The following is a 23,564-nucleotide window of genomic DNA, read 5'->3' on the forward strand; positions in this document are numbered from 1 at the left end:
TCGCCGGCGACCAGCAGTGATCCGGATTCCGGTCGACCGGGATGCCCTGCGAGCAGCCATCGACCGGATCGCACCGACCTGGTGGACGCTGGCCGAGGCCGCCACGCGGGAGAACATCGCCGCCGGCGCGCATCTCAAGAACCGGGACGGCATCTGGTCCAGGGTCAAGGCGGCCTTCGTCGACCTGCAGAAGGGCAAGTGCGGCTACTGCGAACGGCGGCTCGGCAACGCCGGCATCGAGTGGGACATGGAGCACTACCGCCCGAAGAACGAGGTGAAGTCCTGGAAGGCCGGAGGCACGAACCCGGCGGATGTCGGTGGTGCGAGCAAGGTCGGCTACTTCCGGCTCGCGTTCGACGTCCGGAACTACCTGGTCGCCTGCAAGCCGTGCAACACGATCTACAAGAGCAGCTGGTTTCCCACCGGGGCGGCGCGCCGGCTCGACACCGGTGAGCCCTCGGAGCTCCGGACGGAATCACCCTTTCTGATCAATCCGGCGGACCCCGGGGACACCGATCCGGAGCGGCTCATTCACTTCCGGGGCGTGGTGCCACAGGTGACCGGTGCTCCGGGGCCGGACCGGCAGCGCGCGCTCGCCACCATCGAGCTCCTGAAGCTGGCCGAACGGGAGGACCTCCTCCACGAGCGCGCCCAGATCATCGTCGGAGTGTGGTTCGCCTTCGAGTCATCGCGGGCGTCCGAGGAGGAGCAACGAGAGCGGGCGCGGAAGAACCTGGAGGTACTCTGCTCCGATCGCGGCGCGCACGCCGACTGTGCCCGGCACTTCCTACGGCTCTGTCACGACGCCCCGGCCGAGGCCGCCCGGGAGGCGGATCGCGCCCTCGCTCTCCTTGTGCGGTAGCCCCTCAGGCGACGGCCGGACGACGGGTCAGCACCTGCGGGCCGGACGCGGTGATGGCGACCGTGTGCTCGGAGTGGGCCGTGCGGGAGCCGTCCGCGGAGCGGATCGTCCAGCCGTCGTCGTCGAACTTGATTTTGTCGGTGGTGCGGCAGAACCAGGGCTCGATCGCGATGGTCAGCCCCGGGTCGAGGCGCATGCCACGGCGGGGCCGGCCGCTGTTCGCCACGTGCGGGGACTCGTGCATGGTGCGGCCGATGCCGTGGCCGCCGAACTCGTTGTTGACGCCGTAGCCGTACTCGCGGGCCACCTCGCCGATCGCGGCCGAGATGTCGCCGAGGTGACCGCCGGGCTGGGCGGCGGCGATGCCGGCCTCCAGGGCGACCTCGGTGCACTCGATCAGCTTCAGGTCGTCCGGGTCGGGGGTGCCGACGACGACCGAGAGCGCGGAGTCGGCGACCCAGCCACCGATGCCGACGGCCATGTCGATGCTGAGCAGGTCACCGTCGCGCAGCACGTAGTCGCGCGGCAGCCCGTGCAGGACCGCGTCGTTGACCGAGAGGCAGAGCACGTTACGGAACGGCCCGCGCCCGAACGACGGCGCGTAGTCCCAGTAGCACGACTCCGCCCCGCGCTCCTTGATCCGCTTCCGCGCGTGCCGCTCGATCTCCATCAGGTTGACGCCGACCGCGGCGACCCCGCTCAGCTCGGCGAGCAACTCCCCGACGAACTGCCCCGCCACCCCCATCCGCCCGATCTCCTCGGCGGACTTGAGCTCGATCACGACAGCCTCCCTCTCCGGCCACACGCCGACGCCGGCGCGGCCACAATGCCACCCGGCCACCGACCGCGCTGCACACCCGGCGCCGGATCAATACCGGACACCAACCCGCACTCTAACGCGGTATTTTTATGCCGGTATTTTTATACCACGCCCGGTGGGGTTGCCAGAGAGATATCCTGCACCCATGGTTCGCCAACCGCTCACCCCCGAACAGATCGCCGCGGGCCAGCGCCTCGGCGTCGCCCTCCGGGTCGCGCGGTCCGACCGCAGCCTCATCGAGGTCGCCCTGGCCGCCGGCATCTCCCCCGAGACCCTCCGCAAGATCGAGGCTGGCCGCCTCCCCGCCCCCGCCTTCGGTACGGTCGTCTGCCTCAGCCAGGCCCTCGACATCCCCCTGACCGACCTGGCCGACGCCTGGCTCTCCGGCACCCCCGTTCGCCGATGACAGCCACCACGACCGACACGCCGACTCACCCACCATCGCGAACAGACCAACATCGACGACACCACGGCTGAGGCGGGCCAGCGGGACCACGCGGCACACGTGAAGATCCGCGAAACTGTGCATCGAGGTCGACCTGGACACCTGAACGTTCGGCGAAATGCCGCACGACCTGGGAAGTTGAGATCCTCGCCGACGGCGGATCGTCGGCGCCGGGTTCGCCGTCCCCGTCCTGCGGCTACCCCGCGAACTCGTTGAGATCCTCGCCGACAGCGGACCGTCGACGCTGGACAAGGCCGCGGTCCGCGCGCTGCTCGGGCCCGCACAGGTTGAGATCCTCGCCGACGGCGGACCGTCGGCGCTAGTGGACACGGTCCCTGTCGGAACCGAGCTGTTCCAGACCGTTGAGATCCTCGCCGACGGCTGGCCGTCGGCGCTGGCGCAGCACACCTACCAGATCCTCACCAAGCGCCCGGTTGAGATCCTCGCCGACGGCGAGCCGTCGGCGAGGATGATCTGTTCCGGAAGGTGTTGCGCGGCTGGTCCAAGTTGAGATCCTCGCCGACAGCGGGCCGTCGGCGCTGGCCGTCATGCCTGCGTCGGCGACGGGCCACGCCTGCTGGCCATTGAGATCCTCGCCGACGGCGGACCGTCGGCGCTGGTGCACGACACCCATGCCGGCGACCAGGCCGATCAGGTGTTGAGATCCTCGCCGACGGCAGACTGTCGGCGCTGGCTTGTGGGCGCGTGACCGACGCTGCCTCTCGGCCGCTGTTGAGATCCTCGCCGACGGCGGACTGCCGGCGCTGGCCGTTGACGAGATCCGCCCCCAGGTCGCCGGTGTTCGGTTGAGATCCTCGCCGACGGCGGACTGTCGGCGCTGGGAACGTCTCGCCGTCGATGGCGGCGAACCAGCCGAGGTTGAGATCCTCGCCGACGGCGAACTGTCGGCGCTGGTCGAACATGTCGTGCAAGGCTTCCGACGCACGGCTGAAGTTGAGATCCTCGCCGACGGCGGACTGTCGGCACTGGTCCATATCGGACTGGCTGGATCCCGTGAGAGATCTATGTTGAGATCCTCGCCGACAGCGGACTGTCGGCGCTGGGCTGAGGCGCCAGCGGCGGCCGCGGCGGTCGGTGTTGAGATCCTCGCCGACGGCGGACTGTCGGCGCTGGCGGCGTCGGCGGTGGCCCGGGCGCTCGTGCGGTCCCGGTTGAGATCCTCGCCGACGGCGGACTGTCGGCGCTGGTCGACCTCGGCGACAACTCCGAGGGCCGGGTCTACGTGTTGAGATCCTCGCCGACGGCGGACTGTCGGCGCTGGTGGCGATCCCGGACAGCTTGGTCCGTTCCGTCGCCAGGTTGAGATCCTCGCCGACGGCGGACTGTCGGCGCTGGTGGCGATCCCGGACAGCTTGGTCCGTTCCGTCGCCAGGTTGAGATCCTCGCCGACGGCGGACTGTCGGCGCTGGGGTGGGTGAGGTCGTCGCGCTGCACCCGCTCTTCCTGTTGAGATCCTCGCCGACGGCGGACTGTCGGCGCTGGGCTTCGCGAACAAGGGAAACAGTGTGGTGGTGGGCATTCGCCATGCCCGAAGCCGCATTCCTGTCCGGTTTGCCGTCATTTTTGGCCGGGAACCTCCCGGGGATTCGGGTCGAGCTTGGGGTTCCTAGATCAACTTTAGAGGATGTGGTCGCCGTGATGGGGCGCGAGTTCCGCTCGGCCTAACCGTTCCACGGTTTGCAGGGTGCCCTGGGTGAGACGGTACAGCCGGATGTCGTCGAGGGCGCGGTCGATGATGTCGGTCAGTTTCTGTTTGAGTACGGGTAGCTGGGCCGGCGTGCAGGTCACTTCGAAGACGGACTTCTGGACGCGGATGCCGTATCCCTCGCAGGTCTTCGCGACACGGCGTAGCCGGCGTTGCCCGGCCGGCGTGGTGGTGTCGACGTCGTACGTGAGTAGGTATTCCATCAGGCTGGGTTCCACGGGGTGTAGGTGGTGGCGTCGCCGCGCAGGTGTCGGGCGAGAAGCCTGGCCTGCAGGATCGGCAGGAGCGCGGCCGGAACCTCACGGCCGAGTTGCCGGTGAGGCCAGGTGCGGGACCGGCTTTCGCTCCACAGGGTGAGGAAGACTCGTCGGCCGTCTTCGTTGAGCTCGCAGGCGCCACCGGGATACTCGCTGAAGTGGGTGGACTGCAACTGGCGGCGGTTGATGGCGGTGAAGACGAGCCGATCGACCAACAGATGCCGCATCTCCTCCATCAGGTCCAGAGCGAGAGCGGGCTTTCCGGGTCGGATGCCGTGCAGGTAGCCGATGTAGGGGTCGAGGCCGACGTGTTCGATTGCGCCGTGCACGGCGACGCGCAACATGCCGTACCCGAAGGAAAGGGCGGCGTTGACCGGATCGGTGGGTGGCCAGCTGACCCGATGGGTGGGTGCGGTGATTTCGGCATGATCGACCAATAGGTGCTGCCACGTGGCCACGTTCCGCTTCGCGGCCTGGCCCTCGATGCCGAGGATGACGTTGATGTTGTCGGTGCCCGGCAGACCGGTCAGGTCGACGGCGATGGCTCTGGCGGTAGCGCGCAGCCTCTGCTGACGGGTCCCGGACGCGTCGGCGGCGGCCTTGAGCAGCAGTTGTCGGGTGTTCTGCAGCTTCCCGGCGACGATGACGCGGCAGATGGCCAGGCGCCGGCCCTCGTCCCGCAGCGCATCGTGTTGCGCGACGCGTAGCAGCGGATTGCCCGCTTGAGGACCGATGACCCGGGCGCGGAATCGGCCGTTGCCAGACAACCAGGTGACGGTACGCTGGTCGGCGGCGCAGCGGTGCAGGAAGTCGTCGGTGACGGTAACCCCGCTGAAGGCCACGACGTGGTCGATGCGGATCAGCGGAAGCCGTTTCGGGCCGGCCTCCGGGTGGAAGACTCGGACGGCGTCGTTCTCCAAGTGCAGGCTGGAGCCGGGTGTCATCACGTACAGGGTGTTTTTGATGATCTCAGGCATCCCAGGTTCCCAGTGGCCGCGGGGTGAACAGGTCGGCGGGGTCGTGCAGGGCGCGGGGCAGGCACTCGTCGAGCAGGGAGCAGCGGCGACAGCGACGGTCGGCTACCGGGACGGGCAGTTGCCGCGCCACCAGGACGGTACGGAGTCCGGCGACGATCCCGGTGATCGTGTCGAGGACGTCCGGCGTGATCTCGACCCGGTGGCGGCGCCGGTCGGCGTGGGTGAAGACCTGCGCGTACGGGACTTGCAGGTCGAGGGTTTCGCGTAGGCATAGCGCTTGGGCGGCCGTTTGCAAGTCGGCGGGGCCACCGGCCCGGTAGGCACCGATCTTGTGTTCGACCGGTACGGCCGTGCCGTGACCGATCTCCACGACGTCGCAGCGGCCGTACAGGCCGAGAATGCGGCTGTAAACCGGCACCGCGTAGTGCTGGCGGGTTCCCGGCGTGGCGGTGGCTCGGATGCCGGGGCGGTCTACGCGCTCGTGGGCCAGGCGTCCCCGCACGGTGTTCACATCGTCGGTGAATATGCCGTCGACGTGGATGAGAGCGGCCTGGCGTGGACAGTAGGCGTAGTGCTCGAGTGCGGAGATCGGGATGCGGGACGCGCCGTTGTCGCCGTCAGGCCACCACGCCATTGACGTACGCCTTTCGCTATGTGGCCGGTCTGCGGGGTACCGTGGGGTACCCCGCGCAGACCGGACCCGTCACGGCCAGAGGTCGACGATCTTGGTGAGTTCGATACCGTCCGGCAGAGGCGTATCAGCCCAGACCCGCCGGTAGTCGGTGAATGCTCGGGGGGCTTTCTCCGGGTTGTCGCGCTGAATGGTGAGCCTGCTGGTGAGGGCCTTGGCGGGTTGGATGCCGAAGGCGTCAGGGTGGGTGAAGACGTAGAGACCGCAGAGAGCCATCTCGCCTCGGGTGGCGGAGCGGTCATGGTCGAACATCGCCGTGATGGCCTGCCAGAGGGCGGCGAGGTCCTGCTCACTGACCCCGGTCTTGGTGGCCCGGGAGGCGGAGTAGAACAGGTGGGCGCGGTAGAGGCCGTACGGAATGGTCCATTTAGAACCGATCTCGGTGCTCTCGCCCCTATCGACGTCTTCCTGCCGGGTCTGAGTGATCCGGGTGATGGTGTGGTCGCTGGGCGACACAGCGTCGATGCTGCGAGCGAAGGTCATCTGTACGGGGCCGCGCACCTGACCGGCACCACCTTTGACGGCGCCGGTGCTCAGCACGCCCCCGAACATGCGGATATCGAAGTAGTGGTCGCACAGCCAGGCCTTGGCCTCGTCGCTCTTGCCGGGGTTGGCCTTGAGCGCTTCCTCGATGCGGGTGTTGAGGGCGTGTCCGGCTTCGACGAAGATCCCGTAGCGCGGGTCGTGCCCGTGTAACAGCGACACCGTGTCGCGGATCTTGCGCTTGACTGCCACGTCGGTGACCAGGCCCTGACCGGTCTCGTCGTCGGTGCGTGGCTGGTTGCCCGCGTCCGGGTCGCCGTTGGGGTTACCGTCCACCACTTCGAAAAGCAGGACGGCGTCGTGTCGGCGGGTGGGGTCGAGGTGGGCGGCGCTCATGCGAGGTCTCCTTGCGGGTCATCGGTGCCAGGTGAGGGGTTCTGGTTGCCGTTGTTCTTCTTGGCCGCGGCGGCCGCAGCGCGTTCGGCGCGCATGGCGGCGCGCTGCTGGTGGTAGCCGAGGATGAAAGTGCCCTGCTGTACGAGCAACGCTTGGGCGGGAAAGCCACCGCTCTCGGCGATCCGGGAGTACACGTCATCCAGGCGCTGCTGGTAGGCGGCCGCCCAACTGGGCCGGCGCAACGGGCCGCCGAGCCTGCGGAGCCAGGCCTGGGAGGTGCGTTCCCCGGAGATCAGGGCGGCGCGGGGGTTGATGATTGCCCGGCCGAGGTATCGCTGGGCGAAGCTGGTGTTCAAGGGCTGGTTGGCGACGCGGAAGACATCGCGTTGCAGTTCGTCGAGGATGGCGAAGGCACGGCCGCAGTGGTAAGCGGCGTCCGGGGTGTCGATGTCGAGGGTGGGCATCAGGGCCTCTCTATGGTGAGGTGGACGACGCAGGGCGAGCCGGATCAGGGCGGCCCGGGCGTTGTCGACCCGTCCGTCGGTACGGATCCGGTGCAGCAGGTGGGCGAACAGGCCAGGAGGCAGCGGCCGGTTCAGTAGCGCTGTGCGGAGCAGGGCGTGGAACATGCCGGCCGGCCGGTCTTCGCCAGAACCACCGAACTTGACCCACTCGCCGGTACGTCCGCGGTTGTTCAGCCAACGGCCGCTTGCACGGGCGAGGTCGACGAGTTTGACGTGGGTGGGTTCGCCGGTCCAGGAATCGGCGATCTCCTGATCGGTGAACCAGTGCGCCAGGTTCACCGTCACCTGCTGGACCGGCATCTCTATCCAGTCCCGTACGACGACTCGGGCGACGTTGCCGCCCACCGTCGCCGAGCAGTACCGGGAAAGCTCGTCCGATTCGGGCTGGAACCCATCGACGGCGGCCGCTAATAGGTCCCGGATGTGCGCCGGGTCCGGCTGGTTCAACGGTCCCATCGGGTTGAACGTGGAGCCACCGGTGACCCACCAGAGCAGGCGGGCGTTCTGACCGGGAAGCGTCATACTGTGACGTTCGTCGTCCAGTAGCCGTTCCAGTGTGCCCATGAACGTGAGGGCGCAGTCGGCGCAGATCGGTGTATGGCCGAGGAACTTCTGCAACTCGTAGCCGTGTACCGCCACGTTGACGCTGACCAGCGAGGCATTCTGCTTGGCGCCGGGCAGAAGCCGACGGGGGATCTGCTGCGGAATGGTCTTGAGTAGCGGCTGGATCCGTTGGCAGACCAGGCACAGCCCGGCGTTCCCCGAGCCCTTGCGATCATCGGCGACCTTCGCCCAGAACGTGATCGCCGACGGCGTACCGCAGGCCCAGATCTGGTCCACCCGGAAGGCGACCAGATCACCGCGGCTCCACGCGGGGAAGTCGTCGCGGTTCACCGTCAGATGGTGGCCATCGCGATAGAACGCGGCGATCGCAGTGCCCGGCCCGGTCGGGTCCGCAGCCGCCCATTGCTCGATCATCAGCCGGAAGGCGGCAGCCTGCTTCGGCAGCCGGGTCGGATTCGATCCTTCGAAGGCCCAGCCCAGGACGTATTCGGCATTGTCTACCGCCAGCATGGGTGCAATCCCCATGGTGCGGGTGATAGCCGGTATCAGACGGCGTGGCCCGAACCTGTTGTCACCGTCGGCAAGATCGGTCGGTTTGGCCTTCAGGACACCGTCGGCGGCGATGTCCAGCAGCCATCGCACGGGTTTCCGCTGATAGAAGGATGGGACATCGTCCTCTCCCCTAGTGGCGTCGGCGTACTCGACGAGGCGTTGCAGCAACATCAGGCATCCCCACCGGACGGCAGCGCCAACTCGATCCCGTGCTCAGGGACATACAGCACGCCCTGCTTGATACTGGCCGCGAACCAGTGCATCCGAGCATTTCCACCGTCGCCGCGGTGGATGGAGTGCAGCATGATGCCGACCTCTTCGTTGAGGGTGGTCAGCCGTGGTGTGTCGTCGGGATCGCCGAAGTCTGCGGAGAACTCCCGTGTACCGAGAAAGGGCTGCTGGAAACAGGCGCCGCGTCGGACTCGACGGCGGAACTGGTCCCGGTAGGCGGCTGCGGGCCGGTCCGAATGCGGTTTGACGTGAATGTGCGCATGAATGCGGTAGGCCACGTCGCGCAGGCACACCGCATTTCGCTGATCGCGGTGCGCCGCTGTATCGACCCGGCGACCACCGCGGATCGCGTCCGACAACGCCGCCACGTCGGTGGTCTCGTTACGTCGTACCGTGAACTGCCGGATCGGACGCAGCACCTCGATCGCGGCGATCTGGAAACGCATCTCCGGCTTCCAGAAGATCGCCTCCAGTACGCCGACGGCCGCTGGTGGCGTCATCACCGGATAGCTGACCCGCTCCACCTTCAACTCCGGACGGGAGAACAGCGCCGCGTCGCCGGTCACCTGCACGACCACGGGCGGATCACCGTGGCTGTCGCGAGGCAGCACGAGACCGGGCGAAGTATCCCTGGTCTGGCTTGTCATAACAGAAACTCCTCTACTGCCGGATCGAGGTCGATACCGGTCGCCTCGTCGTAGCCGCCCCGCCACTCGGCGAGTCCCCCCAGAACCGACTCGCCCTTGATCGGATCCAATTGGGCGAGCACTTCCGGTCGCCGCAGCAGACTCGGATGCAGCGTGGTGATGAACGGCTGCAACCGGCGGAAATCCGCTGCCGACGGCATGTCACCGCGGAGCGCGTCGATCAACGCCCGGACCTCGCGCTGCTCGTTGTCGTCCGCGGCCTGTGGTGTGACCACAGCGACGCCGGATTCTGTGATCATCCGAAACGCCAGACGAAGATCACGAGCTTTCGTACGCGGGTCCATCGGGCCACTTGCGACCGTCTGGAACTCCCATCGGCGACGAGCGTCCTGGATACGCTGTCCGACATGCATCGGGTCCTGCAAGGCCAACGCGTCGTACAGCCCCTGGTAGTAGAGCGGATGCGCGTCCAGGTCGTCCGGCTGTCTCCGGTCCGGCCCGAAATGCAGCCGCGTCTGATCAACCGCGATCCGGTAACCCGGCGGCATCCCGCCGCCGGCTGGACTGAAGATCACCACTCGGCCCGGCTCCGACATCCGGCCGTCCCGGTTCGCCCGGCCCGCCGCCTGTAACAGCGAGTCCACCGGCGCCATCGCCCGGAAGACCGCCGGATAATCGAGATCGACCCCGGCCTCGATCAACTGTGTCGACACCAGCAACGTCCGCTGCCCGGCTGCCAGCCGGGCCCGTACCGCCTCCAACACCCGCCGCCGATGCCGGGGGCACATCCGGGTCGACAGATGCCATGCGTGACCGCTCGGCATATCACGCCAGCAGCCATGGACGGCTACCGCGTCCGCGGTCGTGTTCACCACGACCAGTGCCGCATCCAGCGCCGCGGCCTGGTCTGCGATGTCCGCCAACGACGGTTCCGGGTCCACCTGCCACTCGAACCGGACCCGACGCAGCTGCGATGCCAGTCTCTTCGGGCTCTCCACCAGGTCGACGGGGTCGAGTTCGTCGAACTCCCGAAGCGCCCAGAAGTCCGGCTGTGTCGCCGACGACAGCACCACCGTCGTCCCGAAATGCTTCACCAGCAGTTTCAGACCGCTCAGGATCGGCGCCAGCATCGCATGAGGCAACGCCTGAATCTCATCGAGAATAATCACCGCGCCGGCCAGGCGGTGGACCCGTCGCATCGCCGACGGCTTACGCCCGTACAACGATTCGAAGAGCCGCACGAAGGTGGTCACCACGAACGGCGCATCCCAATTCTCCGCGGCGAGCCGATCCCACGGGCCCCGGCCGGCGGCATCCCAGTCGACACCGCTGTGATGCTCCAGGACCACCTGGCCGTCGTCGCCCAACAGGTCTCGGTAGACAGCCGCGTTCTGTTCCGTGATGGTCAGGAACGGCACTGCAACGATCACCCGTCGATGACCGTGCAACGCGGCATGCCTCAGCCCGAACCCCGCAGCCGCCAACGTCTTACCAGCTCCGGTCGGTGCCGGAAGCCGGAAGATCCCCGGTGGCGATGCCGCACCGGCGACGCAGTCGGCGTAGACCTGTTCCCTCAGCACGTCGACCGGTGAACCGCGGCGACCGCTCAGTCGCCGCACCCGGGCGGCCTCGAATCGCTCCGCCAGCAGCTTGAAATCGGGCTCCACCGCCACCCGAGGCGTCGTCAACTGCCGGAAGTGCGCCTCAGTGTCCAGGAAATCGGCATCGACGAGGGCGCTGAAGCACAACCGTGCGCCCAACTCGCCGGCCAGCGGGTCCTGCAACCAGGACGGCGGCACAGCTCCGGATAGATCATCAGGAAGATCCGGAACCAGAGTCGCCAACGACCGCAACGCATCAGCGTTGTCGGCCGCGACTCCTTTGGCGAACTCCTTTCCCAACGACGGGACGTCGACCAGGCCGCCATGGTGGCCCAGGATTGCTACGGCGAAACCCCGCAGGCCCCGTTCGAACGCCAGTCGGGCGCCGACCACCTTGTGGTCGATGCCGACCCTCTCACCCGTCCCTACGACCAGCGCGAGTCGCCGTTGCCACGCATGACTCGCCTTTCCAAGATCATGAAGGCGCCCTAGCCAATACGTGATTTCACCACCGCCGAATGGCTCAGCGAACCGGCGCCCCAACTCCGCCGTCCCTCGAAGGTGTGCATCGAGTGCATGCCACGCGCCTCCACCCGGGGGAGGAGTGTGTGCCCACAGTGGACAGTTGATCGACAAGGCTTACCTCCCAGTCGGCTTTCGCCCGAGAAGAACGCGCTCCGGCAAATGATCACCGCAGGGCCCGTGACGCATGATGGGCCGCAAAGGCAGAACGCAGCTAAGCAGAGGGGTACGACAAGAACCACAGACCGAACCCACATCTGTCGCCCACTTGACACTTGCGTCGATCGCTCGCGGCGTTTTGACCTAGATCACGGATTGTCCGAGACCACCAGCGAACGCGATGCCATCGCACGCTATTTGTTCAGATAATTAAGCGTAGAAAGCAGGGCCGTGAATGAACCAGCGGCGAACGCCCCACCACCGATGACGGCGAGGGGAAGACCTCCGCCCCCGGCCACTACGAGGAGGGCGGTAGCGATGCCGACGATGGCCGCCGCCAGCACCACGACCACAACATGCAGCTCTCGACTCGTAGTCGATCTCTGACGAACTCCTTTGACCACCACCAACCTCCATGGATTCAATACACGTAGACGTTTCAAGTGATGAAGGACGATCTTCCCGGCCTCGAGTCGCCTGGGCGTCACTCACGGAAGAGAACGGTAGCCGTGGAGGCCCACATCCACAGTCCCCTCTGGGGGTGACCTGTGGACAACTCACGTAGACACCGCTCTGAATCGAAGCTTCAAAGGTCGCCCCTCCGGGACGGAGGGTGTCATGGGGCTTGAGGCGCTAGGCTGGAATTTCTTGCGAGGAGCAAGTTGCGGCTCGGCGGGCCGAGGATCTCAACAGAGCGGTGTGATGGGACTCGTCAACTCGGTGGGTGGCCGCGCCAAGGCATGCCCACCGAACCGTCTCCTTCACTTTCTCCGTCCTGACCCTTAACAAGCTCCGCACCAGCACTCCCGGAACCTCCAGTCCCAACGAAATTCCTGCCCACCAAAAACATCGACACCACCACCCCAGCGGAACGACGCCGACCACGCCGCCGCGGCGATGACCTGCGAGGGATCCAGCATCCGCCTGCAAATATTCCGTTCTCGACCCGCACTCCGACGCAGCCCCACCCCATTGCGGCGGCCACATCCTCTAAAGTTGATCTAGGAACCCCAAGCTCGACCTGAATCCCCGGGAGGTTCCCGGCCAAAAATGACGGCAAACCGGACAGGAATGCGGCTTCAGGCATGGCAAATGCCCACCACCACACTGTTTCCCCTGTTCACAAAGCCCCAGCGCCGACGGCCCGCCGTCGGCGAGGATCTCAACCGCGACCGCGTCACGCCCGCGTCCTCGACCCGCCGCATCCCAGCGCCGACGGCCCGCCGTCGGCGAGGATCTCAACATCAACGCCACCGGGCTGGCGGCCGAACGGTACCGCCCAGCGCCGACGGCCCGCCGTCGGCGAGGATCTCAACGGACATCGGGCCCCGGGGCCCCGGGGCGCGGGTCCCCAGCGCCGACGGCCCGCCGTCGGCGAGGATCTCAACATCCGTGACTTGATTCGCGCGGCGAGCCGAGACTTCCCGACCAGCGCCGACGGCCCGCCGTCGGCGAGGTTCTCAACTGCGCTCGATCGAACCGCCCGATGTCCTCCCGAACATCCAGCGCCGACGGTCCGCCGTCGGCGAGGATCTCAACGAGATCCACCTCAACGTCCCCGACGGCGCCGGCCACGCCCAGCGCCGACGGTCCGCCGTCGACGAGGATCTCAACTGGTTGGTCACCAGCACGCACGGCCGGCGGCCGACCAGCCAGCGCCGACGGTCCGCCGTCGGCGAGGATCTCAACAGGAGCGCTGCGGTCAGGCGCTCGACGGCGGCCTGCCCAGCGCCGACGGTCCGCCGTCGGCGAGGTTCTCAACTCGAACTTCGGCCGCTCGGCCTCAGCGGCCGGGGCCATCCAGCGCCGACGGTCCGCCGTCGGCGAGGTTCTCAACCGGTACTACGACTGGCAGCTCTGGTGCACGGCGAACCACCCAGCGCCGACGGTCCGCGAGCGACGAGGAACTCGGCCGGTTCGGGGACGCCCCCGGACTTCACCAGCGTGGCGTACACGGAACGCACGCGAGCCTGCGGCACCTTGGCCAACGCGGAAACGTAGGCCGCAGCGGCAAGCTCACCTCGGCTCGACATCAAGCGGCGATCCCTCCCGGGTCTGACGCAGTTCGCCATAACCGGCCGACAGAAGGAGAGCATTCAGTACTGCCGCACCAGTGGTGGCACCACGGAGACCGAGTGTGCCCCCTTTACGATCGAGATAGGTCGCCAGACCCCCGAAAGTGTCACGACGCCCGGTGAGGAGATCGGCGGCGACCTTGCCGACGTGGGCGGGGTCATGGCCGCCCATCCGGTCTTCGAGAAGATCAGCAACGGTACGGCCCGGAACCGTGACCGGCAGCCCGTTTGCCACGGTGACGTCGCCACGGCCGAGGCTGCGGACCCGGAACCGGACGTCCGGTCGCCTGCTCCAGCGCCGATCCGGAACAGTGAGGTCGACCGGCCATGCGGAGAGATCACCCGCATCCCACACCTGGGCCGCTGCCGCGTGAGACAGGATCGGCCCATCGATCAGGTCGCCGTCAGGGTCCCGGTCGGGGCTCGTAGCCAGCCACACCGCTCTCAGGTCCAGCAGGTCGGGCGTGTTGCCTCGCAGCAGATACACACCACGGCGAAGTGGCACGATCACGCCCGCATGAGCCAACCGCCCCAGCGCGGCACGGCTGATACCTCGTGCGACAGCCTGCGCGGCGGTCACCAGCCCGGTCTGTCGTTCCGCAACACCGGCCAGCACCGCGAAGCGTGTCGCCTCCATACAGCAAATGTAACGATGAACGATACAAACGTCCACCGAACGTGCGGGAGAAGAGCGGATCGGGGTCGTGGGGAACGCCCCGCGCACAGCGCTCCCCACGACCCTGAACCGTCCCCCGGCGTGGAATCAGTGGAAAGAAGCCATCCGGCGGCGTCGGGCCGGCAGCATCGCCAGCAGGCCCAGACCCGGGAGCAGGAGGGCCGTGCCGACCAGGGCCATCGACGCCCACTCCATGCCGGGGCCAGTCTTGGCCAGAGAGTCGGCGGCGGCGGAGGACGACGTCGAGGTCGCGTCGGAGTCGGAGTCGGAGTCCGTCGTCGTGGTGGTGGTCGTCGCGGCGGTCGTGGTCGACGTCGTCGTCGAGGTGGAGCTGCCGAAAGTGATCGCCACCTGGACCTTGTTGGCGGCGACCTCCGATGCCGAGTGGGACGACGGGAGCAGCTGGGCGGCGATCACGCAGCCGCTGGTGCCGCACTTGTGGCCGGTGAAGGTCTTGGCCAGGGTCAGCGTGATGGTCTTGGTCTTGCCGCTGGAGCTGGACGCCACGAACTCGGCGCCGCCGGTCAGGTTGCAGTCGCTGGACGTCGCCGGGTTCTTGATGCACTGGCCGAGGGCGATATCGGTCAGGTTCTTGGTGAAACCCGTACCGTAAACGGTGATCTTCTCGCCGTCCTTGAGGTTCTTGACCTTGGAGACGTGCAGTTTCGGTGACGCCATGGCGGGTGACGTGTCGAGGAAGACCGCCGACGTCGCGGCTATCAGGCCGACGGCCGCGGCGACGGCGAACCGGGTTCGGGCAACGGTGAACAACGGAGCCTCCAGAAAGAGATCAGGACCGGGCCACGGCGGCCTCGTCGGTGCCGAGGTAGGAGAGGACGACGGCGGGGTGGGTGCGGACCTCGTCGGGCGTGCCGGCGGCGATGACCCGGCCGGCGTCCATCGCGATCAGGCGGTCCGCGACCCGGGAGAGCAGCGGCAGGTCGTGTTCGATCACCAGGATCGTGGTGCCGAGCTCGGCGCGGACCCGGAGCATCAGGTCGCCGAGCGCGGCCCCGTCGGCCTGGGTGAGGCCGGACGAGGGTTCGTCGAGCAGCAGCAGCCGGGGCGAGAGGGTGAGCAGGCAGCAGAGCTCGACGATCCGCCGCGTGCCGGTGGAGAGCTCCCCGACCGGGCGATCCGCGATCCCGTCGAGCCCCATCGCCGCCAACGCATCATCCGCGCGGGAAGAGGGTGACGAGGGCGCGAGCAGGTCGAGCACGAGCCGGGACGGATGGTGGGCCTCTGCGGCGACCATCACCGCCTCACGCACGGTCAGCGCCGGGAAGAGCCGCGCGTCCTGGAAGGAGCGCACCAGCCCGGCCCGCGCCCGCCGTTCCGGGCTCCAGCCGGTGACGGTCCTTCCCTGGTAGCGCACGGTGCCACCGTCGGCAGCGGTGAAGCCGGCGAGGATCTCGAAGAGCGTGGTCTTGCCCGCGCCGTTCGGCCCGATGATCCCGACGATCTCACCCTGCGCGACGGTGAACGTGGCGTCCTGCACCGCCCGTACGCCGCCGAACGACCGTCTGACCCCGGCGATTTCGAGCAGTGGCCCCTCTCCTGCCACCGGTTCCAGCCGTCGTGCGGGAAGGGCGCTGACGCTCCATTTTTCGGTACGTGGTGGCGCACCCGCCGCGGGGGCGCGGCTTGGCGCAATCCGCTCGACCAGGTCGGCGAGGAGTCCGCCGAGACCGTTCGGCAGGAAGACGACGACGAGCAGCCAGCCGAGCGTGAGCACCGCCTGTCCGTAGGTGCCCAGTGGGAACAGCGCCGGCAGGCCGACGATCACCGCGGACCCGAGCAGGGCCCCGCCCGTCCGGGAGAGCCCACCCACGACCGCGATCGCGACGACGTCGATGCTGGCCCCGGCGGGGAAACTGTTGATGTTCAGCTGGGACTGACCGAAGCCGATCACCACGCCTCCCAGACCGGCCAGGGCGCCTCCCACGGCGTACACCTGGAGCTTGCGCAAGGGGGCAGCGACCGTGAGTGCCCTGCCGGCCTCCTCGTTGTCGCGGAGTGCGAGAAGGAGGCGGCCGAAGCCGCCGGCGCGGAGCCGGACGGTGACCCACCAGCCGATCGCGAGCAGCATCAGCGCGAAGAGGTAGTAGTCGGCGGAGACGCTGACCACGTAGTCGTGCCAGACCGGGTACGGCGTGGTCAGCCCGTCGCCGAGCAGCCACGAGCGGCGCAGCAGCCAGCCGCTGGTGGCGAGCGCGAAGGCGAGCGTGGTGACGCCGAGCGCGACCCCGCGCAGCCGCAGCGCCGGGATGCCGACCAGCACCGAGGCGAGCGCACCGGCGGCGCATCCGGCGAGCGTGCCGAGGAACATGTTGCCACTCGCCGAGGCGACCTGGACGGCCGCCGCCGCGCCGATGCCCGCGAAGCCGAACTGGCCCAGCGAGAGCTCGCCCGCGATCCCGGTCACCACGATCACCGAGAGCCCGACCAGGGCGTATCCGCAGACCGTGGTGAGCACCGAGGCGGTCGAGTTGCTGACCAGGTAGGCCAGCGCGACGCCGACGGCGGCCAGCAGGGCGAGACCGGCCTTGAGGACCGGCGAGGAGCGGTACTCGGCCCGAGGCCAGGAGGTCTGCTCGTCGCGGCGGCCGCCCTGGCGCTGGCGGAGCAGCGAGATGAGGATGGCGACGCCGAGCACCACGTCGACGAAGCCCGAGGTCTCCTTCGAGAGCAGCACCTGTTCGAGCACGCCGACCCCGGCCGAGGCGCTGAACGCGATCGGCAGCGAGGTCATCCGGGCGATCACCGCGCCGGCCAGGCCGCGTAGCAGCAGCTCCGGGCCGAGCGACTCGATCGACTGGACGCCCTGGGTGGGTGTCAGCAGGATCGACGAGAAGGCGGCCACCCCGCCGGCGACGGCCCAGGCCAGGCTGGTCATGCGGGCCGCGGGTACGCCGTTGACGAGGGCCGCGTCCGGGTGGTCGGCGGCCGCGCGGATGGCGATGCCGTACTTGGTACGCCGCAGGAAGAACGCGAGGACGGCGAGGAGCACCGGGGTGAGCAGCAGCATCGCGGTGAGCGAGGAGCCGACGGCGGTGGTCCCGATGGTGAAGGCGGGCAGACCGGGCGGCTTCGGGAAGGTGCTCCCGGAGAAGCTGTCCCGGTCCACCAGCAGGGCCAGCACCAGGATGAACTGGGAGAGCCCGAGCGTGGCGATCATCCCGATCACCCGGGGACGGCCGCGCAACCGGCGGACCACGGTCATCTCGGTGCCGGCGGCCATCGCCCCGGCGATCCCGATGGCGATCGGGAACGCGAACCAGAAGCCGATCCCGTCGGTGAGCTTCGCCAGCACGGCCGCGCCGAAGACACCGATCGCCCCGTGCGCGAAGTTGACGAACCGGCTGGACCGGTAGACCAGCACGAGACCCACCGCGAGCAGGCCGTACGTCAGCCCGGTGAAGAGCCCGACGGCGAGCCGGTCGAATCCGAAGTCGAATCCCCAGTACGTCATTGCGCGTGCCCTCCCAGCACCAGGCGCCGGGCCAGGTCCGGGTCGGCGCGCAGCTCGTCCGGGGTGTGCTCGGCGATGATCGTGCCGTGCTCCATGAAGAGCAGCCGGTCGGCGACCGCCATGGCGACGTTCACCGACTGCTCGATCAGCAGCGTGGCGACGCCGGCCGCGGCGAGCCGGCGGACCAGTTCGAGCAGGCCGCCGACGACGACCGGGGCGAGCCCGAGCGAGAACTCGTCGATCAGCAGCAGGCTCGGCCGCTGGATCAGCGTCTTGGCCAGCACCAGCATCTGCCGCTCGCCGCCGGAGAGGGTCGAGGCGGGCTGGTCGGCGCGGGCCGCGAGCCGGGGGAAGACCGACAGCGCGCCGTCGACCACGGTGTGCGTCTTGTCGTCGTCCTTGCCGTTCGGGTACGCGTGAACCCGCAGGTTGTCCCGTACCGAGAGCGACCCGAACGCCTGCTGCCCGATCACCGTCGACATGCCGAGCTTGACGCGTTTCGGACCCGGCACCCCGGTGACGTCGTTCCCGAGCAGCGTGACCGTCCCGGCGCTCGGCCGGTTCAGCCCGCTGAGCATCCGGACCAGGGTGGACTTGCCGACCCCGTTCGGTCCGCAGAGCGCCACCGTCTCGCCCTCGCGCACGGTCAGGTCGATGCCGAAGAGCACCTGGATCGCGCCGTAGCCCCCGGAGAGCCCGGTGACGCGCAGCACCTCAGTCGCCAAGTCCGGTCACCGGCCCCTCGTAGGTGAAGCACGGGCAGGCGCTGTCGTACGTGAGCACGCGGTAGCCGGTGCCCGCGGAGTGCCCGCCCGCCCCGATCTCGCCGCCGAACCCGGCCGCCGTCTGATAGGAGGAACCGAGCGTCTGGGCCGCCGTGCCCCAGGCCGCCGCGTTGAGGTTCGCGCCGAGATCCTTCGCCGCGGCCTGGAGCAGCAGCGCCGCGTCGCAGTACGCGAACGCCACCCGGGCGTTCTCCCGGGCCGCGAACGTGATGCCCGCGTCCGCGTAGATCTTCTGGCAGTTCTTCTCGGCGTCGGTGTCCGGGAACGACAGCTGGCTGTCCGGCACGTCGTAGCCGGGCGCGAACCCGATGCCGACCATGTCCTTCAGCGCGGCGGGCGGGATCAGCCCGGGGTTGGCGGACATGAAGCTCGGGCTGTCGAAGGTGGAGATGCCGTACCGGGCGGTGAAGCTCTGCGCGTTCGCGGTGGTCATGAAGAACGGCGCGATCCGGGCACCGCCGAGGAAGAACACCCGGTCGATCTTCTTACCCCGGAAGTTCACCGCGGCCTGGCTCAGCCCGTTGTTGAGGCTGCTCAGCGAGGTGGTGTCGATCCACGAGACGGTGACCGTGACACCCGCGGCCTTCAGGGTCGGCACCACGATGTCGTCGTAGACCGCGTGGTTGGCCGGGGTGTCCGCCGCGACCAGGCCGGCCCTGTCGCGACCCTCGAAGAACTTCTGGGCCGCGAGGACCTTGAGGAAGCTGGTGGCGAACCTGCCGTACTCGGGGAAGGTGGCCGACCAGAGGTAGGGCTGGAGCCGGGTGAAGGTGGCGCTGTCGTCGGCGACCAGGGTGGCGTCGAGCATCAGCGTCTGCCGCTGGGCGTAGCAGGGCCGCGCGTTCGACTGCAGCTGCCCGGTGAGCACCACCGCGAACGCCCTGTCATCCTGCGTGATCTTGCTGCACAGGGTGGTCTCGGCGGCGGGTGAGTCCTCGCTCGCCTCGTACTCCCGGTAGACCGCCTCCAGCTTGCGCCCGGCGATGCCGCCGTTCGCGTTGACGTACGCCTCCAGGGCCTTGACCTGCTCCGCGGGCTTGCCGACGTTCGGCTGCTTGAACCCGGTCATCGACGCCGTCCTGGTCAGGTCGGTCCCGATGAAGACCACTGTCACGGCGTCCGCGGTGACCCCGGGCCCGGTGCCGGTGACAGCGATGGTCCCCCCGTTCTGGCCGGGCATCAGCGCACCGCAGCTGGTGTACGCCAGGATCGCCGCCACGAGCACCGCGCCGACCCTGATCAGTAGCGGCCAGTCGAGATCCCGGCGTGCCGCGTTCATTCCTTCTCCTCTTCGAGCAGCGAGATCCCTCGCGGATAGCGCCTCGCCAGCACGTGGCCGAGGGCGTCCAGGTCGAGCACCGAGGCGCCATGAGCATGAGATTGACCGTCTCCGATCAGGGTGCGCAGCGAGTCCAGGCTGAGCTGGGCGCCCGCGTGCCGCCGCAGGCCCCGGGCGCCGGGCGCGTCGTCGAAGACCAGGAACGCGCCGAGGCTGCCGAGCCGGACCACGGCCGGGAGCATGGCGTCCGCCGGGCTGAGGTCGCGGAGCACCCGGCGCCGCCGGAACCGCCGCCACACACCCCAGGCGATCAGCACCAGGCCGCCGATATTGATCAGGAACAGGCCCCAGGGGTACGCGTTGTACCGCAGCGTCACGGTGGCCAGGCCGCTCACGTCGGCGTGCGCGACGTACCGGCCGAAGGCGAACATCGGGATGTCGACCGGCACGTGGAAGGTGCGGCTCTCCCCCGGTTTGAGGTCCTCGACCTTCTGCTGGAAGTAGACGTTGTCGTCCCCGCCGCCGTCGAGCCGCGCCTGCAACACCGCGCTGACCAGCGTGGACGTGGTCGGGTTGCGGACCGTGAAGGTCAGCGTCAGGTGCTCCGCCGCGCCGAACCAGGCCGCCGACGACCGCCCGCTGAGGTAGTAGTCCTGCAGCTCCAGGGTGCGCACCTGCGTCGCGCCGGCCGGCAGCGACCCCGAGGCGTGCCCGGCCAGGATGATCGGCAGGTCGACCGGGTCCTCGCCGGACGCGCCGAGCACCTCGCCGATGTGCACCACGCACGGGCAGGCCCTGGGCGGGTCGCCGATCTGCAGGTCGACCACGAACGTCCCGTCGGTGCGGACCGGGGTGGCCAGCGCGGCCCGGGTGTCGCAGGCCGCCGACCCGGTCAGCCCGCCCTCCCCGCAGGTCACGAACTGCAGCAGCTGGCCGGGCGTCCAGCCCTCGCCGTCGACCCGGATCGTCTCGCCCGGCTTGACCGAGGTGCGGGAGAGCGTGGCGACCTGTCCGCTGGCCCGCGCCGGGACCGGCTGCAGGAGCAGGATCATCGCGGCGGTCGCCGCCAGCAGGACACGGGATCTCATCACACGCCCGCCAGACCGCGCGGCTTGAGCTCGCGGCTCTTCACCAGCCGCCGCAGCCGCCACCAGACGAGCAGCCCGACCAGCACGAAGGCGGCGAACCCGGTCCAGGAGATCACCACGCTGCGCTTCGAGCGCACGGCGTAGACCCCGCCGTCGGCGCTCACCGAGACCCGGGTGGTGACCACGTCGAACGGCCAGATCCCGCTGGTCGTCGCGGTGAACGTGCCGTCCGCGCCGGGGATCAGGTCGCTGGTCGGCAGGGTGCCCTTGACGCCGATCCGGTGACCGAAGAGCCCGGTGACCGTGACGCGCCCGGTCGGCACCAGGTGCACGTTGCCGATGTTGGCGACCCGGTAGTCCAGGGTGCCGCGGGTGCCGACCGGGAAGAGCGGCGCCTTGATCGTCACGCTGAGCTCCGGGACGTTCAGCCCCGGGACCACGGTGCCGGCGACGCGCAGGTAGACGCGGGCGGCGACGGCGCGCTGGATCCGCACGGTGGCGCCCTCGGCCTCGGCGCTGCCGCTCGCCTCGGCCTCCATCGCCACGATGCCGCCGACGTGGTCGCCGGGGGTGGCGTTCGCCGGCACGGTGATGGTGAACGGGATGTCCGCGCTGGTCCGGGCGGGCACCTCGACGGTGGTCACCGGGTTGTTCACCCAGGCGCCGAGGTCGGTCTGCTCGTCGGCCCGGGTCCGGATCGCGAAGCCGCCGTTCTGCTTCGTGTTGTACGCGTCCGCGCCGTACACGAGAAAGGTCTTGACCTTGGTGGTGAGGTTCGTGACGCGCACCGATTCCAAGACCCTCTGGCCCGCCGAGGCGTCCAGGAAGAAGTAGAGCCGCGGCGTGGGGCCGGGGTTCTTGGCCGGGGTGGGGGTGACGGCCCACTCCCCGTTGCCGGAGGCGGCCGCCGGGGTCACGGGCAGCAGCACGGCCGTGGCCGTGACCAGCACCGTGGCGACCAGCACCGGGATGCGCATGCGATTCCCTCGCAGGAGAAGAGGAGAGGGGTGGGTGGGGACGGTGGCGGCCGTCCCCACCCGGGGAGGTGCGGCTCAGCTCAGGGTGAGGGTGAGCGTCGCCGTGTAGGTGCCCGCGAGCTGGTACGCCGGCACCGCCAGCGACAGCGCCGCCGACGCGTCGAACGAGCCACCGGTGACGGTGCCCGCCGTGCTCGCCGGTGCGGAGCAGAGCGTCGCCTCCTGCACCGCCACGCCCGTGTCACCGGCGGCCGCGGTCGCGGCGTTGGTGGCCCCGGAGTGGGCGGCGCAGGTCGGTGTCCAGGTGAGCGCGGACGCCGGGATGGTGCCGCCGGGGATACCCGTGAAGTCGGTGACCTCCGCGGACAGGTCCCACCCGTAGGTGCTGCCGCGGTAGTCGGTGACGTTGATCGCCGACAGGGTGCCGGTGGCGGTCTGCGCCGAGCCGTTCAGCGTGATCCCGGAGAACGACACCGTGCTGGTGCCGCTGCCGCGTGACATCGACAGCGAGCCGCCGGTCACCGTCTCCGAGAGCGTGTACGTCAGGTCGCAGTCCCCGCTCGTCGCGTTGGCCTCCTTGGCCGTGCAGCTGTCCGCCGACATGCTCCACGAGGCCAGCGCGTACAGGCTGCCCGACAGCGCGCCGACATAGGCCGTGGCGAGGTCGTCGACCTGGAACGAGGCGGTGAACCCGCCGGTGCCGGACGCCGTGGCGGAGACCGCGGTGTCCGAGGTGGCCGGGGGCGGCGGCGCCCCGGTGAGGGCCTGGTAGCCCTTCACCGTGATGGTGCTGCCCGGGTTCCAGTTGGCGCCCACGACGGTGGTGGTGGTTCCGGCGCCACCGGCCGCGGGCGTGAGGGTGATCTTCGGCGTGCCGAGGATGGTGATCGGCACGCTGACCGAGTCCGAACCGTCCGAGACGACCAGGGTCCGGCTGCCGGTGGCCGGTCCGGTCGGCACGGTGAGCGTGCCGGATCCGGTGCCCGCGGAGCCGGTGGTGCCGGTCCCGCTCCCCTCGGCCGTGCCGCCCCCGGAGCTGTCGTACAGCGCCGCGGTGAGCGTGGCGCCGGCCGCGAGACCGGAGACGTTGTAGCTGATGGTGTTCCCGGCCCGGGCGTAGTCGAGCACGGTCTGACCCGTGATCGCGGTGATCGTCAGGCCGCCGTCGAACACGGTGACCGTCTGCACGATCGCCGTGTCCACCGGGCTCGTCTTCTGGTCCCGGTCACCCTCCGCGGAGCAGTACGTGGACGCCGTCGCGTTGGCGAACTTGACCTGCTTCACGGTGAGCGCGACGCTCCCCGCCGATCCGGCGACGAAGGTGCCGGTGGCGGTGAACGCGCCGAGCTTCTCGTATCCGGCGACCGCGGCCGCCGGGTAGGTGGCCTGGTTGAGCGTGAGCGTCCCGGTCTGGGACCCGGAGATCCCGACCGTGATGATCACGGGCACCGAACCGGCGGTGAGGCCGGCCGGGCCGTTGGTGGGCCCCCCGTCCGCCGTGAGGGAGACGGTCACGGTCTGGCCCGGGGCCGGCTTCGCCGGGGACTGGGTCAGCGTGAACGTGTCCGCCCACGTGCTGGGCGAGGTTCCGGTGCCGGCGTCACTGAAGTAGATCCGGCACCCGAGGGAGTCGGCGGTCGGCCCGTACGCGGCGGCGGGCGCCTGCACGGCGACGACGGAGGCCAGGGTCACCGCCGCCCCGACCGCCGCGGTCAGAGCTCTGCGAGCGAGTCGTTTCATGATTGTTGCCGCGTC

Annotated in this window: 18 protein-coding genes and 2 CRISPR repeat arrays; of the genes, 2 read left to right on the top strand and 16 right to left on the bottom strand. The window is 69.0% G+C overall.

The window, feature by feature from the left end; translation table 11 throughout:
- Positions 1-16: 16 nt before the first annotated feature.
- Positions 17-862, top strand: coding sequence for a hypothetical protein (locus AB0M08_RS05350; protein WP_364488759.1), 846 nt, complete (start codon positions 17-19; stop codon positions 860-862).
- 4 nt (positions 863-866) lie between these two features.
- Here the strand turns inward: AB0M08_RS05350 and map are convergent, their stop codons facing one another.
- The gene (gene map, locus AB0M08_RS05355; RefSeq protein ID WP_364488762.1) at positions 867-1,643 is read right to left on the bottom strand and encodes a type I methionyl aminopeptidase; all 777 of its coding nucleotides are present in this window, start codon (positions 1,641-1,643) and stop codon (positions 867-869) included.
- Positions 1,644-1,827: 184 nt separating this feature from the next.
- On the opposite strand from map, the gene AB0M08_RS05360 reads away from it, so the two are divergent.
- The gene (locus AB0M08_RS05360) at positions 1,828-2,088 is read left to right on the top strand and encodes a helix-turn-helix transcriptional regulator (protein WP_364488765.1); all 261 of its coding nucleotides are present in this window, start codon (positions 1,828-1,830) and stop codon (positions 2,086-2,088) included.
- Positions 2,089-2,264: 176 nt separating this feature from the next.
- A CRISPR array of direct repeats spans positions 2,265-3,618; the repeat unit is 21 nt; unit sequence GTTGAGATCCTCGCCGACGGC.
- Positions 3,619-3,765: 147 nt separating this feature from the next.
- Here AB0M08_RS05360 and cas2 read toward each other — a convergent pair.
- The 15 genes from cas2 to AB0M08_RS05435 all read right to left on the bottom strand — a co-directional run bounded on the left by cas2 (position 3,766) and on the right by AB0M08_RS05435 (position 23,549).
- Positions 3,766-4,056 carry a CRISPR-associated endonuclease Cas2 gene (gene cas2, locus AB0M08_RS05365; protein WP_364488767.1) on the bottom strand — a complete coding sequence of 97 codons (291 nt, stop codon included), beginning with the start codon at positions 4,054-4,056 and terminating at the stop codon, positions 3,766-3,768.
- Positions 4,056-5,087, bottom strand: coding sequence for a type I-C CRISPR-associated endonuclease Cas1c (gene cas1c, locus AB0M08_RS05370; RefSeq protein ID WP_364488770.1), 1,032 nt, complete (start codon positions 5,085-5,087; stop codon positions 4,056-4,058). Before cas1c ends, cas2 begins: the two co-directional genes overlap by 1 nt.
- Entirely contained in the window at positions 5,080-5,721 is a 642-nt protein-coding gene (cas4, locus tag AB0M08_RS05375) for a CRISPR-associated protein Cas4 (RefSeq protein WP_364488772.1), read from the bottom strand. Before cas4 ends, cas1c begins: the two co-directional genes overlap by 8 nt.
- 69 nt (positions 5,722-5,790) lie before the next feature.
- Entirely contained in the window at positions 5,791-6,657 is an 867-nt protein-coding gene (gene cas7c, locus AB0M08_RS05380) for a type I-C CRISPR-associated protein Cas7/Csd2 (RefSeq protein ID WP_364488775.1), read from the bottom strand.
- Positions 6,654-8,468, bottom strand: a complete 1,815-nt coding sequence (gene cas8c, locus AB0M08_RS05385) for a type I-C CRISPR-associated protein Cas8c/Csd1 (RefSeq protein WP_364488778.1) — start codon at positions 8,466-8,468, stop codon at positions 6,654-6,656. The genes cas7c and cas8c overlap by 4 nt, the downstream gene beginning before the upstream one ends.
- A complete protein-coding gene (gene cas5c, locus AB0M08_RS05390; protein WP_364488781.1) occupies positions 8,468-9,175 on the bottom strand; it encodes a type I-C CRISPR-associated protein Cas5c in 708 nt (235 codons plus the stop codon). Before cas5c ends, cas8c begins: the two co-directional genes overlap by 1 nt.
- A complete protein-coding gene (locus AB0M08_RS05395; RefSeq protein WP_364488784.1) occupies positions 9,172-11,412 on the bottom strand; it encodes a CRISPR-associated endonuclease Cas3'' in 2,241 nt (746 codons plus the stop codon). Before AB0M08_RS05395 ends, cas5c begins: the two co-directional genes overlap by 4 nt.
- A 1,175-nt stretch (positions 11,413-12,587) precedes the next feature.
- A CRISPR array of direct repeats spans positions 12,588-13,370; the repeat unit is 37 nt; unit sequence CCAGCGCCGACGGCCCGCCGTCGGCGAGGATCTCAAC.
- Positions 13,371-13,473: 103 nt separating this feature from the next.
- Positions 13,474-14,169, bottom strand: a complete 696-nt coding sequence (locus AB0M08_RS05400; RefSeq protein ID WP_364488787.1) for a type IV toxin-antitoxin system AbiEi family antitoxin domain-containing protein — start codon at positions 14,167-14,169, stop codon at positions 13,474-13,476.
- Positions 14,170-14,295: 126 nt separating this feature from the next.
- Complete coding sequence (locus AB0M08_RS05405; protein WP_364488789.1) at positions 14,296-14,979, bottom strand: neocarzinostatin apoprotein domain-containing protein; 684 nt, start codon at positions 14,977-14,979, stop codon at positions 14,296-14,298.
- A 19-nt stretch (positions 14,980-14,998) separates the two neighbouring features.
- Complete coding sequence (locus AB0M08_RS05410; protein WP_364488792.1) at positions 14,999-17,680, bottom strand: branched-chain amino acid ABC transporter permease/ATP-binding protein; 2,682 nt, start codon at positions 17,678-17,680, stop codon at positions 14,999-15,001.
- Positions 17,677-18,405: an ABC transporter ATP-binding protein gene (locus AB0M08_RS05415; RefSeq protein ID WP_364488795.1), complete on the bottom strand. Its 729-nt coding sequence runs from the start codon at positions 18,403-18,405 to the stop codon at positions 17,677-17,679. The genes AB0M08_RS05410 and AB0M08_RS05415 overlap by 4 nt, the downstream gene beginning before the upstream one ends.
- Positions 18,395-19,744: a hypothetical protein gene (locus tag AB0M08_RS05420; protein ID WP_364488798.1), complete on the bottom strand. Its 1,350-nt coding sequence runs from the start codon at positions 19,742-19,744 to the stop codon at positions 18,395-18,397. Before AB0M08_RS05420 ends, AB0M08_RS05415 begins: the two co-directional genes overlap by 11 nt.
- Positions 19,741-20,832, bottom strand: coding sequence for a hypothetical protein (locus tag AB0M08_RS05425; protein ID WP_364488801.1), 1,092 nt, complete (start codon positions 20,830-20,832; stop codon positions 19,741-19,743). The genes AB0M08_RS05420 and AB0M08_RS05425 overlap by 4 nt, the downstream gene beginning before the upstream one ends.
- The gene (locus AB0M08_RS05430) at positions 20,832-21,809 is read right to left on the bottom strand and encodes a DUF916 domain-containing protein (RefSeq protein WP_364488804.1); all 978 of its coding nucleotides are present in this window, start codon (positions 21,807-21,809) and stop codon (positions 20,832-20,834) included. Before AB0M08_RS05430 ends, AB0M08_RS05425 begins: the two co-directional genes overlap by 1 nt.
- A gap of 75 nt (positions 21,810-21,884) precedes the next feature.
- Complete coding sequence (locus AB0M08_RS05435; protein ID WP_364488807.1) at positions 21,885-23,549, bottom strand: WxL domain-containing protein; 1,665 nt, start codon at positions 23,547-23,549, stop codon at positions 21,885-21,887.
- Positions 23,550-23,564 lie beyond the last annotated feature (15 nt).

Source organism: Actinoplanes sp. NPDC051851, assembly GCF_040681165.1.
In the GTDB taxonomy this organism is placed as follows: Bacteria; Actinomycetota; Actinomycetes; order Mycobacteriales; family Micromonosporaceae; genus Actinoplanes.